Below are 15,415 nucleotides of genomic sequence, written 5' to 3'. Positions count from 1 at the left end.
CCTAACCGAAGATTGAGCTGACATGGACTACTAGTATTCCGCGTCACCTCAATTTTCGGGTAGCGGAACTCGCCAAGAGTTTCGGCTACGAGGGGGACGCCGAAAGTCTACGCGACTTCCGCTACCTCCTAACCGAAGATTGAGCTGACATGGACTACTGGTCCTGTTTGCGAAAGACTCGTACGTAATCGATTAGCACACGCGACATTTCTCGCATCTCGGGTGTGTCCTTCACAAACGGGCCTTCGGTTCGACCGTCGCCCTGATTGGGATCCCATGAATTGGGTTTGAATTCCAGGGTTAGCAAAATCATCATATCGACGGGGTCGGTGGGGATGTTTTCGGTGAACGTGTAGTACAGTTTTCCGTCTACAAAACACTTCATCGAATCCTTTGACCATTCGACTCCGTAGGTATGGTATTGATCATCATTAACATCGACATACTGTTGCGGTCGTGGACGCGACGCGGAGTTGAACTGTTTTGATTCTGATCCGCCTGATTCTTTCCAGTGGTTGGCAACGTTGAACACGTGCGACATGTATTCGGGTTTGCCTTTGACGATTTCCACCACATCGATTTCGGTTCCGTCGGTAGGATTGCCGTTGTACGCACGGGTCTGGGTGAACAACCAGAAAGCGAACCAAGTCGAATAGCCGAGCACTTTGTCGGAACGAACGCTTGCCGAAAGATACAGCGGTCCTTCGGCGGGACTAAAGAACTTGCCGGCCCACTTGGCGTTGTTGGGTTCGGTGCTATCCCAGCGGTCGGGATATCCTGTTAGCAAGTAAGCGGCGTTGACCTTGGGACCGTGTTGGTTGGTTTGTGTTTTATCGCACACGATCCGCATCGCCAATTGGCCGGAACCGGTCAGCATGTGATTGCCGGTTTTTGTGCTGTACATCCACGCGGAATCCTCGGTCGGGCCGGTCCACCTTAGACCTTTGGCTTCGTTTTTCTTGAACGCATCCGGGTTGTAGCCGATCATGGGAAACCATTTCTCGGGAAGTCCTTTCCCAGAGAACTCATCCGCCCAATCGAGTTTCCAGTTGCCGGGCGGCACCCATTGTTTTTCGTCCAGGGTCGAATCGACGATCTGACCCGACGGGGAGACTTTAACGGGATCTGTTGTTACGGGCTTCTTAGTGGACGGTTTCTGTGCAGACTTGCTAGCAGCAGGCTTACTAGCAGCAGACGGGCTATCAGACGACGGCCCCACAACGGCATCGCCAACTGTTTCTTCTGCCTGCTTTTTCCACTCCGCGTTGTAAAGCAGAGCCTGCCAAAGATAATCGGCGGCCGGTGGCGTCGCAGCGGGAAGTTCGACGGATAGCTTGATCGTGCCGCTGCCAGCATCGATCTTTTCAATCGCCTCGGCGACCTTCTTCCAACCCGCATCGACCAACTGCACTTGCACAATACCTGGCACGTCGCTTTCGTAGGTGACCGTGATTTCGGCAGAGGCACCGGCCGCATGCGGTTGCTGATTGCCCGACATCGACACCGATTGAGCGAGTGCGAAATCGGACATTCCCAAAGCCAACAGCAGGCAAATGCCGATGCGTATCGCGGCCGTTTTTTGTAGCGAACGGCGAAAGGCACCGAGTTTCAATGAACCAAATTTTGCGTCATTCATCGATCACTTGCCTTCAAAGAGTTTGAATTGTCTGGCTTGAGACGTTTCACCTCTCCCGCCCCGCGGGAAAGGTCGAGCCAAAGCTCATGTAGGCCGGAACAAGCCGCTTCGGCGCAGTTCCGGCAATTGCATGGTACCACGCAGGATTGCCGGAACTTCGCAAAGCTTGTTCCGGCCTACATCACCTCTTCCGCCCCGCGGGAAAGGTCGAGCCAAAGCTCATGTAGGCCGGAACAAGCCGCTTCGGCGCAGTTCCGGCAATTGCATGGTACTACGTTGGATTGCCGGAACTGCGCAAAGCTTGTTCCGGCCTACATCACCTCTCCCAAAGGGAGAAGTGCGTTGCGATCACTGTGTTTTGCGGGCTCCAAAAACTGCAAAACCGCTGCGCGGTAGAGGTAGATGGTGGCGTTAACCGGGGACTTTCAAATCCGTCCCGCTACTCTTGCTGAGCTTCCTTGCCAAGCATGAACATCATCATCGATTGACCCGATGAAGCGTTGTAGGTGTAGCCTGCTTCCAGAGCTCGGTCGATCCGCTCTTGCGATTCGGTTAGGTGAGCGATGGTGTAGGCGTCCATCTTGTCGCCACACTTTTCGATCGACTCGCCCAACCGTTTGCTGAGAGTTCGCAATTCCATTCGGGCAAGATTGCTGATCGGCTTGCCTGCTGCATTGGGCTGAGACGGTTTGACGACCAAGTCGATCAAACGCTGCATGTGTTCCCGTTGCAGATTTCTGCGAAGCGACGTAATCATCGGTTTACGATTGTTTCGATCAGCCGGACATTCGCTTTCGATTTCCGTCCACACGGCTTTGTTGATGGTGGACAACAATTCGGGCAGTGTCAGCGCGTCCTGGTCGGCTGGCAAACGGAATTCGTTGTCATAAACCCGGCGAAGCGTGGTTGGATTCATCAACCAAGTCAGTGCGGTTGCCTGAACGCCCAGGATTCGATCGTGAATCGGCCAAGCAGCCTCGCGTGACATCGATGTATGTCCGCCGAAATCGAGCCATTTGTCAGCGCTCATTCGTTCCAGCATTTCTTGGGTCAATCCGTAGGAATCATCGTTGAACGTGCTGTCAATCACGAACTGCAGGGCCGCCCGTTGTTGATCAGCGGGAACCACTTCGACTGGTGGGCGATTGCCAGGATCGCCCTTTTTGTCGCGATTGACGAATGCGCCGCCAACCCAGTTCGCCATCATTCCCGCAGATCTGATTTGCAGGCCAAGTGTTAATTCATAGCCACGGCGAGCCTTGGCCCAGCTTTCGCCATCTTTGACGAATCGGTCCAACAACTTTTCGCGGTACAGCTTGATCAGCTTGGTTTGTTCCTCCGCGTAATCCAGTGGATCTTTGGTAAAGTCATAACGGCGAGCCAACGGATCAGGACCGCTGGTGTCTTCGTCGGTCGCGTATTGCAATTCCGGTTCAGTGCAACGCTTTAGGATCTTCTCGAGATTTTTCTCTTTGCCATCGGAAGTGTAGCCATACTCGATCGCCCAAAAGTCGTAAGGTCCGATGTCGATCATTCCAAAGTCGCCTTGGACGTCACCGGCTTGGAATCGGTAATTGATTGGCGTGTAATCCATCACCGACGCGGTCATGGTTTTCTTTCCCTTGACATCCTTGCTGTTGATCTCATCAAGCGTGAGCAGAGCCGACGCTTTGAAATTGTGGCGAAGTCCTAGCGTGTGGCCAACTTCGTGTGCGACAAGGTCGGCCAGCAACGGTCCCACGAACCACTCCGGCATGCCATCGACAAGTTGGTCCTTGTCTTCATCGGAATCCGATTTCTTGTCATCGTCTTTCTTTTCATCGTCGGATTCGTCTTCATCCGAGTCATCATCGTCGTCATCTGAATCTTTCTTTGCATCGTCGTCATTCGAAGCATCTTTGTTGTCTTTGCCTTGATCGTCCGATGACTCTTTTTTCTTCTTGTCGTCCTTTGCTGAATCCTTGTCCGACATCAGCGTGAGAGCCCAGTCCATTCTTGCGAACGCCAGGTCCATGCTGCGACCGCTGGCGGCCATGCACAATCCGTTCTTTTGGCTGATCGAACCAAACAGGCCGTCGTACTCATCGTCGCCCATCAGTGACGAATCGGCTTGGGCCATTTTGTAGCCAGCCATTGGCGACTGAGCTTCTTTGGAAAACTTGTGACGCAGCGCGTTCGTTTTTTCCGATGGAGCCATGCGGATTCGCGGATCCCAGTTCGGGTTGCTGGCGAGCCATGACAATGTTTCCGGCGGGAAGCTTTCCATCGCCAGTTGTGGCAACAAGGTGTCGTAATTGAAATTGAAGTGGCGAATCCAACCGTCGGTCAACACGATGTCGGCGTCCAAAATCTGACCCGTTTCGGGATGCACTCGGCTTGGGCCAATCGCAGTCCCAATGTCATTGTTTAACCAACGAATGAAGTTGTACCGAACGTCCTCGGGATCCTTTTCCATGTGAACGCCACTTTCAGCGTCCTGGTATTCGATCACGATCGCGTCAACCAAACCCACTTTCTCGAACGCTTTGTTCCAGTAATCCACGCCGGCCTTGATCCAACGTCGGTAGCGGACCGGCGTGGTGTGTTCGACATAAAAACGAATCGGTTCTTTGGGCGGACTTAGCTTGAGCTTCGCGTCGCGTTTTTCTAGTTTCCATCGATTGATGTATCGGACGCGAGTTTCGTCGTCTTTGTATTTGCTGAGGTCCGAGTAGGCGGTGGTGAAGTATCCAACTCGCTCGTCTGCTTTGCGTGGTTTGAAACCTGACGACTTCGCCGGTACTTCGCTGAACGAATAATGCAGCGTTTGAAAGCGACCGGCATTGCCCACGATTTCGAAAGCGACTTCGACGTTGTCGGGGAACACCTTGGCTGATTCCAGGTCTCGAATCCTACTGTTGGTGACGCGAACCGAACGGCCAAAAAAGGTGCTGGCGTTATTGATCAACAACGAATCGAAATCGACCACCGGTCCGCCCCTGGGGCCCATCGCAACGATCGGAACGTCCAGCAAGACGCGGTCAGTAAATAGTCGCTTGACCGATGCTTTGCTTTCCTTGTCGCCGGTCGCCTTGATCGACAAATTGGGCGAAATCAACGCCATGCGGTCGTCGTATCGTCGCCACTGCACCACCCAATCGCCCGATTGCAAACCGGCATACTTGTCGCCACTGCCAACGGTCAGTGCGATGAAGTAACTCTTGCCAGCGAAGTTCTTGGGCAGTTCTGCCAACAACTGCGAGTCCTTGTCTCGCTTCCAAAGATCAAACAACGGTTTTGAATCGGTTTGAGACGAAAGCGTGACCTTGGTGTAACCCTCGGACGCTTTGTCAAACGAAGGCAGGTCCGCGTTTGCGGCCCCGGCAATGGTCAGCACGCTAAGGAAAGCGCCAAAGATAGCGGTTGATTTCATTCTGGTTTTCAAAATGCGAAGGGTCTAAGGTGGGAAGCGTCAGTCATTTCAGCCAGCACGGTTAGTCGTTTGAGCCAGCACAGTCAGGCGTTTCAGCCAGCACAAACGGCTTAATCGTGACATGTTCTCAGTTTAGTCTGATGGGAACATTTTCGCACATAGAATGGTCGGGTGAATCGCGAATCAGACCAGGAAAGTGACGGATTGCACGGAAGTAACGGATTCACCGGAATCGTTGACGCCTATCCGCCATGCGAATTCTTGGCCTGTTAGGGGTAACGCTAGGTAGCCGGTTATTGAAGGAAATGCTCCAGATTCTAGACCAAGTAAGACATTGACGTTTTGCGTCTGATGTTTAGCGATTGACGTTTCACGTCTGGGCATCGACAATCTGCGTCCGCCGTTCGCCTGTGAACGCGAACATTTCGCCCGCGGACGCGAACCTTACCGACCTAAAACGCCGGAAAAAACGAATGAACCCGTTGCAAGAGCAAGATCCGAAAATCTGGGAAGCCATCCAAGCCGAAGCTGTTCGTCAGCAAGATGGATTGGAATTGATCGCCAGCGAGAATTACACCAGCCTGCCGATCATGCAGGCCGCTGGCAGCGTGTTGACCAACAAGTATGCCGAAGGCTATCCGGGCAAACGTTACTACGGCGGTTGCGAACACGTTGACGTTGTCGAGCGAATCGCGATCGATCGTGCCAAGGAATTGTTCGGTGCGGAAGCCGCCAATGTCCAGCCGCATGCCGGATCGCAGGCCAACACCGCCGTCTACCTGGCCGCTTTGGAAGTCGGCGACACGGTGCTGGGATTGGACCTGGCGCAGGGCGGACACCTGACGCACGGGATGAAGCTGAACATCAGCGGTCGTCTCTACAACTTTCACAATTACGGCGTCAGGAAAGAAGATCACCGCCTGGACTTCGATCAGATCGCCAAGATGGCCAAAGAACTCAAACCCAAGATGATCGTCGCCGGTGCCAGTGCTTATCCTCGCGAGATTCCTCACGAAAAGTTTGCTGAGATTGCCAACGACGTCGGTGCAAAGCTGATGGTCGATATGGCCCACTACGCGGGATTGGTCGCCGCGGGCGTTCACAACAGTCCTGTTCCTTACGCCGATTACGTCACAACGACGACGCACAAGACGCTTCGCGGACCTCGCAGCGGGTTGGTTCTGTGTAAAGACGAGCATTTGAAGCTGGTCAATCGAAACGTCTTCCCCGGCACCCAAGGCGGTCCGTTGATGCACGTGGTGGCGGCGAAGGCGATCTGCTTTGGCGAAGCCCTGTCCGACGATTTCAAACGGTACGGCCAAGCGGTCATCGATAACGCCAAGGTCTTGGCCGAGACTTTGATGTCCGGCGGCCTGCGTTTGGTATCCGGCGGAACCGACAATCACCTGATGTTGGTCGATGTCACGGCCGTCGGCCTGGGTGGCAAGAAATCCGAAGCGGTGCTGGAAGATTGCGGCATCACGGTCAACATGAACATGATCCCGTTCGACGAACGTCGCCCAGCCGACCCATCCGGAATCCGAATCGGAACGCCAGCCCTGACGACGCGTGGCATGGGTGCGGATGAGATGAAACGGGTCGGAGGCTGGATCGTCGCTGCACTTTCCGCACCGGATGATTCCGATCTGCACGCATCGATTCGCGAAGAAATTCGCCTGATGTGCATCGATTTCCCTGTACCGGCCGGTCGCAGCGTGACCGCCGAAGTGATGAGCTAATCGCGATGAATCGAATCCTGATCGCAGACGACAACGAAGCGAACCGCGAATTGTTGGAGGCGTATCTTGCCGGGATGGACTGCGAAACCGAGATCGCGGTCGACGGCCAAGACACGCTGGACAAGGTAGAATCGTTCAAGCCCGATTTGGTGCTGTTGGACGTGATGATGCCCAAGCTGAGCGGTTTTGAAGTCTGCGAAAAACTCAAAGGCGACGCAGCGACCAGCCGCGTGATGGTGCTGATGGTCACGGCCCTCAGCGAATTAGGCGACATCGAGCGAGCCGTCGCCGCCGGCACCGACGATTTCCTCAGCAAGCCCGTCAACAAGGTCGAGCTGCTAAAGCGAGTCGAAAACATGCTGAATCTAAAAGACACCAAAGACGAACTAGATCGCCTACGCCGCTACATCGAGGAAATGGAAGATCCGAAGAGGTAGTTGGCAGTGTCAGGCAGGTCACCCGATTTGTCTTAGGTTGGCTTGTTTTTCAAATCATCAAAACCACTGAAATTGAAAATGCACGACCCCTTTCACTGGGGGGAGCGGTTTCTGGGGGCTACTGATGACCAATGGTTAAAATCCGGAAGATTTTCGTAAAACGTGAAAACAAGCTTCCACCGATTTGCAAGGCAGCTTAGACTGTCTGGGCTGGCTGGGGATCCGCAGGCTGCAATTTGAAGACTCGAACCTACCATTTACGACAAGTTAGAGTGACGAACATGATCCGGTTTTTTCTAGCATTCACCCTGGGCGTACTTGTTTTTGCCTCATCTTCAGAGGCTGGCATCATTCTTGGTAATACTTTTGACGGTAGTACCACTGGTGATGAATTCTATTCTACCGGGCAAGTAATTGACCCCAACGTCACGAGTCCGGGTGTTGTGCGTCCAGGTTACATCCGCAACGGTGGATTCGATGCGTTGGTTGCGGCCGAGATTCGTACCTTTACGACGGCTCCAGACGTGTTGGATTTCACACGCTTTTTCGGATTCACCATCACGCCAATTGGTGGTAGTACCATTAATTTCTCAGACTTCACCTACACAGGTTTTGAAACTCTCGCCGCTGGGGCGACTGAGGGCGCGTCGAAGTTCGCGTTGCGTTCGGATATCATTGGATTTGGGGGCGGAGGCGATATTGGTGTGGCTGACCTAGACGGTGAAACGATTGATTTGTCTGGGGCGGCATACCAAAACATAACTTCGCCAGTCGAGTTCCGGCTTTACATTCAGGCCGAGGATGGCGCAGATACTAGCCCTAACTCGACCTACAGCCTCGACAGTTTCGCGTTCAACGGTACTGTGGTCGCTATCCCTGAGCCATCATCCTTTGCATTGTTTGCGTTCGGTGGTGTCGCGGTTGTGGCCCGTCGGCGTCGCAGGTCGATTGCCTGATTCACTTCGCGAACTGGTTCGACTTGACTGTTAACGATGACCCGTGCTTTTAAAAGAGCGCGGGTTTTTTTTTGCTACCTAGTTTGAAAGCGATACTTTCGTCATCCGCCTCGCGATCGTGCGCGTCGAGCTTAGATCCTGAGTATGCCGACGGCCAGGTTCGGCTAGTCCCGGAGGGACGGAAGCTCGGTGCCGGTTGCGAAGCACCCGGAAACAACCCAATAAATACCCTTCTGAGCCTGGATCGATCGGCGGCTTTGCCGCCGATCGATCCAGGCTCAGACTTACGACGGCGACATGATCCGGGTGCTGCGCACCCGGCAGAGGGCTGTCACCGCTCCGCGGCTAGATTGGCTGGTTTCGGCATCACCCATGACGCTACGGCCTACTTTCGAGGATCGCTAGAAGATCCTTATGCAAATGCAGGTGATCTTCGAGGCGTGCCGTATCAACGGTGCTCCTTTTCACCATCCTACTGCACCTGCAAACCAATCGCTTCTTCCGCAATCGCCAGCACCTCGGCGGCTGAATCGCAGTTCAGTGCGTTGCTTGCCAAACGTTTTAATTGTGAGATGTCTTGCTGGGCCAGCATTGCTTTTAGCGGCAGGATGGCGGGGGAGGAGGCGGAGAATTCTCGCAGGCCCATGCCGACTAAGAGTGCGAAGGTGGCGGGGTCGCTGACCATTTCGCCGCAGATGCTAAGGCCGATGTCGTGACGCTGGGTGACGTCCACCAGTGACGCGATCGCGTGCAGAACCGCCGGATGCAGTGATTGATAGTAGTGGCCGACGCGTGGATTGCCGCGGTCGGTTGCCAGGATGTACTGGACCAAGTCATTGGTGCCAAGCGAAAAGAAGTCAACTTCCTTCGCCAGTCGGTCTGCCATCGTCGCAGATGCCGGTGTTTCGATCATCATTCCTACGGGGATTTCCGGGACCTTGAAACCTTCGGCTGCCAAGTTCGCCTTCGCTTCGGCCAGGACTTCTTTGCAGGCGACAATCTCGTCCAGGTTAGTGATCATCGGAAACATGATGCGGGCGTTGCCGTGAACAGCCGCCATCAAAATTGCTTCGATTTGAGTGCGGAACATGTCGCGATGTTCCAGCGAAACGCGAACGCTTCTCCATCCAAGAAACGGGTTTTCTTCCGCCGGTGTCTTGAAGTACGAAAGCGATTTGTCGCCGCCGATATCCAGCGTCCGAATCGTAACACTCTCGCCCGCGAAACCTTCGACCACGTGCCGATAGATCTCGTACTGCGTTTGTCGATCGGGAAAACTGGACCGGGCCATGTACGGCAATTCTGTTCGATAGAGCCCGACGCCAGTCGCACCTGATCGGATCGCCACATCGACGTCGCTGCGCAGTCCAATGTTCGATCGCAGCGTCACCTTTGTACCATCCTTGGTCACCGTGGGCGCGGTGACAAACTTTTGCAGTTCAAAGGTCTTCGCATCGCTTTCGGCTTCCAATCGTTCGTAGGCTTGCCGGAGTTCGGGCGATGGATCGATGTGCAGCGTTTGGGTTTGCGCGTCCAGCACCAACAGCGTCGAATTCTTGACTCGCGTTAGAACATCCGGCACGCCGACCAAGGTGGGAATGCCAAGTGATTTCGCGACGATCACGGCGTGGCCGTTCTTGTCGCCTCGCCCAAGCACGATCCCGCGTACATGATCCAAGTCCATGATTGCGATGTCCGACGCCATCAATTCGTCGGCGACCACGATACCCGGATGCGGAAAGTGAAACGAACGCTCGCTAAGGTCACCGCAAAGCTGCGACAACAAACGACGCCCGACGTCTTCAACATCCGCAGCCCGCCCGCGAAGGTAGGGATCGCGAAGCTGTGAAAAAGTTCGGACGTATTCGGTGATGATTTGCTTGGCGGCCGAGATCGCACTGGCCCCGTTTTCGATCAACGCTTTGATTTTTCCGATCAACACATTGTCTTGCAGGATCATCAAGTGACTGTGGAAAATTGCAGCGTCGGCTTCGTCCAATCGTTGGGCAATTTTCTTTTCAAGGCACAATGTTTCGACTCGCGCGGCCGCGAAGGCAGATTCTAGCTTTTGCAGTTCCGCCGCAGGATTATTTGCAACATCGTCGCGGACATCGGAAACTCCGAAGGCGTTATCGATCAAGATCGCTGGCCCAATCGCCACGGTTCCAAAACCGAATTTGGATTTGACCAATGGGATCGGTGTTTGCGTTTCCTGCTCGCTGACTTCCTCGATATCGTCAGCCAGCCCGGCCTCGAAATCGAGTTGCTCCAACAATCGCGTGCTGGCAACGACACTGGAAAGCTGAAACGCGATCGTGCTGAGGGTGCTGGTTTCGACTTCGCTAAAAACACGCGGCTGAATCGTTTGGATCGCCATGACGCCGATCAAATTTTGGCGATCAAAAAGCGGGATTCCTAAAAACGAGTGATACTGTTCTTCCGCCGATCCAAGGACGTGTTGGTATCGCTCGTCCAATTGCGGCTCATCCAAATTGACGACCGAACATGTTTTGGCGGTGTATCCGACTAAGCCTTCACCGATTTTTAGGCGGGTCGATCCGACTGCTTCCGCTGCAAGTCCGACGCTGGCGGAAAGAGCGAGATGATTTTCTTCACAAAGGTAGATCGAACAGACTTCGCTTTGCATTCGGTTGGCGACCAGCGAAACGATGTTTTGAAGGGTTTCCGTAAGTCCGTGCGACTGCAAAATCAGGTGGCTGATGTCTTCCAGCGTCGACAACCCCATCCGTTCCGGGCTGGGACCACGGTGAGTCGGCGCTTGATTTGTGGCTATTGCGTTGGCGGCTGCTGCTGAGTCCACCCTTGGCCGATCGGTGCTGGCCGAAGTGGTGCTGGCCGAAGTGGTGATCGACGGGGCAGTGACCGACGAAGCGGTGATCGGCGGGGCGTCAGTTTTCAGTCCATCAGATTGCGAAACGCCGGATTCCAAGCCGCTGGCATTTGATTTTTTCAAGCGAGTATTTTTGGGTTGCATCAGCGATGGGTGAGATGTCTGTGAGATCGTCAGGCTCCTTGGTCGAATTTACTTTTTTAGTAAATAACGTGCGACAGCGATCCAGTAACGCCGACCAATGCCCTTCTATGCACGCAGTGTACCGAATGCTGCCTGAAAGTCAGTCAAGATGGCTCGGCATTTGCAAAACAAGCGGCGTGAGCGTCCGTTTATAGGCTTTTCACTTTAAAAATTGAGGTCTTTTTGCATTCTTTTCTACGCTCATTGCCTAGGACTCGCTCAAAAGCCACAATCTGTGCCTGATATGTGGGCACGAACGATCAGTCCCCATGAGACCGTACTTCGTCTCTTTCGAAACCTTGGAATTCTCATAAAAGTTGATAAGCCGTCTATGGAGCCGCGTCCCAAAAGTGTGCGTTCAATCGAATATCGTCACACAAAGATCATTGCCACTCTTGGTCCCGCCACCCAATCCGAGGAAAAGCTTCGTGAGCTGATTGAAAGTGGTGTCGATGTCATTCGCCTGAACATGGCACACGGAAGCACCGACTGGGTTGCCGAAGTGGTTGCCCGGATCCGCAAAGTATCCAGCGATATCGATCGTCAGGTTTCAGTGATGATGGATGTCAAAGGCCCCGAAATCCGAACGGGGCTTCTTGATGCGCCGATTGTTTTGGAGACGGGGGATCGACTTCGTCTGAAGACGAAATCGGCAATGAAATCGGAAACGATTTCGGACACCGATATGCCGACCGTCGCCGTCAATTATGCCGGCTTTCCCGCTGCCGTTGATGTGGGGACGACGGTGTTGGTTGATAGTGGGTTGATGCGGTGGAAGGTCATCGCCAAGACTGATGTGTCGGTTGATTGCGAAGTCATTACCAAGGGAACCCTGACGTCACGTCGGCATATCAATTTGCCTGGCGTTGAAATCACATTGCCTGCACTGACGGAAAAAGATCACGAAGACTTAAGAGCTGGAATTAAAGCTGGCATCGACTTTGTCGCGCTTTCGTTTGTTCGCAAAGGGAATGACATTGACGAACTACGCAAATTCTTGACAACCAATGGCTCGCAAGCTCGGATCATTGCCAAGATCGAAGAACAGGCAGGCGTCCGGAACATGAACGAGATCATTCATGCCTCCGATGCAGTGATGGTCGCACGCGGCGACCTGGGAATTGAAATCGATTTGCATCGCTTGCCGCTTGTGCAAACCGATTTGGTTCGCGCCTGCCAAGCCGAGGGCAAGCCCGTCATCATCGCGACGCATTTACTCGAGTCGATGATCATTTCACCCATTCCGACACGCGCTGAAATTTCGGACGTTAGCAATGCCGTTCGCGAACAGGCCGATGCCGTCATGCTGTCCGGCGAAACAACGACTGGCGAATACCCAATCGAATCGGTCGAAGTCCTGAAGCGAATCATCGGTTCGATTGAACCGAGTGTTAGCAGCGAACTGAATCATGTGATTAAGTTGGGTGAACCGAAAGCAAAAATGTTGCGATCGGCTGCAATGTTGGCTCAGGAACTCGGTGACGAGGAAGGACATCAATCCGGGATTGTTGTTTTCACTCGTAGTGGTTTTTTGGCTTATGTGCTCGGTGCCCTGCGTCCGCGCGGTGTTCCGATCTTTGCATTTACCGACGTTGAATCCACGTTCCGGCAATTGATGTTGCCCTGGGGCGTGGAACCCTTCTTGATGGACTTTAGTGACGATCCAGAAAAGACAATTAGCGACGCGTTGACTCGGTTGTCTGAACAAGAATGGTGCAACGACGGCAGTTGGATGGTCGTGATTACCAATGCGTTAGCCTATGACCAAGTGATTGATACGATGCAATTGCGGCAAGTCAATTCGCGACAAAGCTAAACATGCGAAATCGTTTCTTGGCGGACGCCTAATTTCATGCCCGCTGTCGAATCCCCCAGAGCTCTATCGCCATCGACTCCGCTGCGAAAAATCGTCACCGGTTTAGCGCTGTTCTTGTTGATCTGTGTCGTCGCGGTGGCTGGGTACATGTTGGCGGGGTGGCGGCTTGATGATGCGATCTACATGGTCATCATCACGATCTTTGGAGTCGGATATGGCGAAGTTCATCCGGTCGAATCACCGTCACTTCGCGCGTTGACGATTACTGTGATCATCGCGGGCTACGGTTCGGTGATCTACACCATCGGTGGCTGCATGCAGATGCTTATCGACGGAGAAATTAACAAAGCTTTGGGAGCTAGACGAATGACCAAGGGAATTGAACGCCTAAGCGGACACACGATCATCTGCGGCGTCGGTCGGTTGGGGACCATCTTGGCACGCGAATTGGATGCTGCCGACAAACCGTTCGTGCTGATCGATTCCGATATGGAAAAGCTGCGAGATGCCGAAGCACGCGGCTTCCTGTTTATCCACGGCGACGCCAGCGAAGAAGAAATTCTGGAACAGGCTGGTATCGGACGTGCTGCCACGGTCGCAAGTGTTCTGTCGCATGACGCCACCAATGTCTTCGTCACCATTACCGCACGTTCGATGAATCCAGACGTGGTGATTATCGCTCGCGGCGAAAATCCAAAGACAGAAAAAAAATTGCTGGGCAGCGGCGCGAACCAGGTGGTGCTGCCAACGGCGATTGGGGCGGTGAAGGTCGCGCAGCTTATCATTCGCCCGACAGCCGAAAACATGCTGGAACAGATTCAGCAACAAAGCAGCATGATTGACGATTTGGGCCAGATGGGACTGCGGTTCGACGAATTAGTCGTCCAGGCCGATTCATGGTTGGTGGAAAAAAGAATCAGTGACATTGAACTTCACAGCAACCACGGTTTCTTGATCGTTGGGATGCGAGGAAGCGACGGAACGCATCAACTGAACCCGCCACCCACAACGAAACTGCATGCGGGCGATGTCGTCATCATTCTAGGGCATCAAGACGATATCCCTGAATTGGCCGATCGGTTTACGGCAAAGCCAGCAAAGATGACTTATCGCGGTGTCTCGACCTGATAAACTAAGCATTCGGCTTAAAACTACCTTGGAAATCGCCTAAAATCTGCACGCCGCTGCTTCCGTCGCTGCTTCCGTCGCTGCTCAGTCCAGCGCCGGCCGGTCTGGGGGCTGAATCCTGGCGGGATAGGCTACGTTTTAAAACCGTCACTAGTGGCTTGTCTCAGCTAAGAATTAGGGTGTGCCGTAGTGGATCTTGTTAAAGATCCTCTCGCGATAGGATCTTTAACAAGATCCACTACCCTAAAATTAAGCTGTGACAGACCACTAGCGGCATTCACTCGCGATGACCTTAATTCGTTGTCGCTTCGCTTTTCCTTTTCATTGCTATCGGAAATCATTTTGAACATCGCAGATTTTTCCGAGTTTGTTCTGGCTCGACTTCGGCAAGAGTTTCCAGCGAAGCGATTCGAGCCTGGCGAAGACTTGGCGACGATTCGTTGTGGTGAAGTCGTGTTCGGACTAACGAACTTGCATGCCCAGTATTCGCAAAGTGGATTAAGCGACGACGAATTTGCCAAGGGGTTGTTAAATTCGTTTGAGCAAATGATCGAACTGGTCGAAGCTTCCGCCAGTGCCATTCCCGAAACGTGGGACGAAGCAAAGGATCGCTTGAGGCTTCAATTGGTCAGTAGCCGCATCGATGAACTAAAAAGCGCGATCACGTTTCCTTTTTCCGATGATGTGACGTCCAGCGTGGTCGTCGATGGCGAAAATGGCTACGCCTACGTTCGTCCCGAAGACGCTGAGCGATGGGGCCAAACATCTGTCGATTTGATTGAGATTGCGAAAGCGAATCTGGTCACTGCATCGGAGAACTTGGAAATCAAAGTCGCACCGGGACCGCCAACCCTGGCGATCATTCAGACTGGCGATAGCTACGACGCCGCCAGGATTCTGTTGCCCGCGATCCGAGAAAAGTTGATGGAGGTACTCTGCGAGGATGGCAGCAGCGAAATCTTCGTCGGTGTTCCCAATCGAGATTTCTTGATCGCTTGGTCAACCGAAACGCCCAAAGATATTCATGATCAGTTGGCGGCGACGATCGCGATGGATGCCCAGCGGCAATCACACCCGCTTTCGCGGCACTTGTTCCGGGTCACAAAGGCAACCATTGTTCCGGTTTAGAATCACGCTGTTTTAAAGAAACATCAGGGCGGTTACTGCGCGTTAGGCCCGGAGGGCCGGCAGCTCCCTGCCGGGTGCGCGAGCACCCGGATGGCTGCCCCACATCAATTCTCTGGCTCGGTTTCGCGG

Annotated in this window: 9 protein-coding genes; 6 read left to right on the top strand and 3 right to left on the bottom strand. The window is 53.6% G+C overall.

What is annotated here, in order from left to right:
* Window positions 1–154: 154 nt before the first annotated feature.
* A complete protein-coding gene (locus RC85_RS21110; protein WP_068266529.1) occupies window positions 155–1,636 on the bottom strand; it encodes a glycoside hydrolase family 16 protein in 1,482 nt (493 codons plus the stop codon).
* A 439-nt stretch (window positions 1,637–2,075) separates the two neighbouring features.
* A complete protein-coding gene (locus tag RC85_RS21105; RefSeq protein WP_068266526.1) occupies window positions 2,076–5,048 on the bottom strand; it encodes a zinc-dependent metalloprotease in 2,973 nt (990 codons plus the stop codon).
* Between the two features lie 473 nt (window positions 5,049–5,521).
* Here RC85_RS21105 and RC85_RS21100 point away from each other — a divergent pair, with 473 nt between their 5' ends.
* The 3 genes from RC85_RS21100 (at window position 5,522) to RC85_RS21090 (ending at window position 8,180) form a co-directional block, all read left to right on the top strand.
* Window positions 5,522–6,787, top strand: a complete 1,266-nt coding sequence (locus RC85_RS21100; RefSeq protein WP_068266533.1) for a serine hydroxymethyltransferase — start codon at window positions 5,522–5,524, stop codon at window positions 6,785–6,787.
* 5 nt (window positions 6,788–6,792) lie between these two features.
* Window positions 6,793–7,224, top strand: coding sequence for a response regulator (locus tag RC85_RS21095; RefSeq protein WP_068266523.1), 432 nt, complete (start codon window positions 6,793–6,795; stop codon window positions 7,222–7,224).
* Window positions 7,225–7,505: 281 nt separating this feature from the next.
* The gene (locus RC85_RS21090) at window positions 7,506–8,180 is read left to right on the top strand and encodes a PEP-CTERM sorting domain-containing protein (RefSeq protein ID WP_068266519.1); all 675 of its coding nucleotides are present in this window, start codon (window positions 7,506–7,508) and stop codon (window positions 8,178–8,180) included.
* A 472-nt stretch (window positions 8,181–8,652) separates the two neighbouring features.
* Here the strand turns inward: RC85_RS21090 and ptsP are convergent, their stop codons facing one another.
* Window positions 8,653–11,154: a phosphoenolpyruvate--protein phosphotransferase gene (gene ptsP, locus RC85_RS21085; protein ID WP_160148210.1), complete on the bottom strand. Its 2,502-nt coding sequence runs from the start codon at window positions 11,152–11,154 to the stop codon at window positions 8,653–8,655.
* Window positions 11,155–11,566: 412 nt separating this feature from the next.
* Between ptsP and pyk the strand changes: the two genes are divergently transcribed.
* The 3 genes from pyk (at window position 11,567) to RC85_RS21065 (ending at window position 15,286) form a co-directional block, all read left to right on the top strand.
* On the top strand, window positions 11,567–13,030 hold the full coding sequence (gene pyk / locus RC85_RS21075) for a pyruvate kinase (protein ID WP_235033428.1): 1,464 nt from the start codon (window positions 11,567–11,569) through the stop codon (window positions 13,028–13,030).
* 36 nt (window positions 13,031–13,066) lie between these two features.
* Complete coding sequence (locus tag RC85_RS21070) at window positions 13,067–14,158, top strand: potassium channel family protein (protein WP_068266507.1); 1,092 nt, start codon at window positions 13,067–13,069, stop codon at window positions 14,156–14,158.
* Window positions 14,159–14,500: 342 nt separating this feature from the next.
* Window positions 14,501–15,286, top strand: coding sequence for a DUF1444 domain-containing protein (locus tag RC85_RS21065; RefSeq protein ID WP_068266531.1), 786 nt, complete (start codon window positions 14,501–14,503; stop codon window positions 15,284–15,286).
* The last annotated feature ends 129 nt before the right edge of the window (window positions 15,287–15,415 follow it).

The sequence above is a fragment of the Rubripirellula obstinata genome, from assembly GCF_001642955.1.
Classification (GTDB): domain Bacteria; phylum Planctomycetota; class Planctomycetia; order Pirellulales; family Pirellulaceae; genus Rubripirellula; species Rubripirellula obstinata.
Note: the sequence above shows the minus strand (reverse complement) of the source record. Positions and strands in the feature narration are given on the sequence as shown.

Coding starts and splice junctions, on each gene's coding strand:
- RC85_RS21110 (WP_068266529.1), bottom strand. CDS start 1,636: ATGAATGACGCAAAATTTGGTTCATTGAAACTCGGTGCCTTTCGCCGT.
- RC85_RS21105 (WP_068266526.1), bottom strand. CDS start 5,048: ATGAAATCAACCGCTATCTTTGGCGCTTTCCTTAGCGTGCTGACCATT.
- RC85_RS21100 (WP_068266533.1), top strand. CDS start 5,522: ATGAACCCGTTGCAAGAGCAAGATCCGAAAATCTGGGAAGCCATCCAA.
- RC85_RS21095 (WP_068266523.1), top strand. CDS start 6,793: ATGAATCGAATCCTGATCGCAGACGACAACGAAGCGAACCGCGAATTG.
- RC85_RS21090 (WP_068266519.1), top strand. CDS start 7,506: ATGATCCGGTTTTTTCTAGCATTCACCCTGGGCGTACTTGTTTTTGCC.
- RC85_RS21070 (WP_068266507.1), top strand. CDS start 13,067: ATGCCCGCTGTCGAATCCCCCAGAGCTCTATCGCCATCGACTCCGCTG.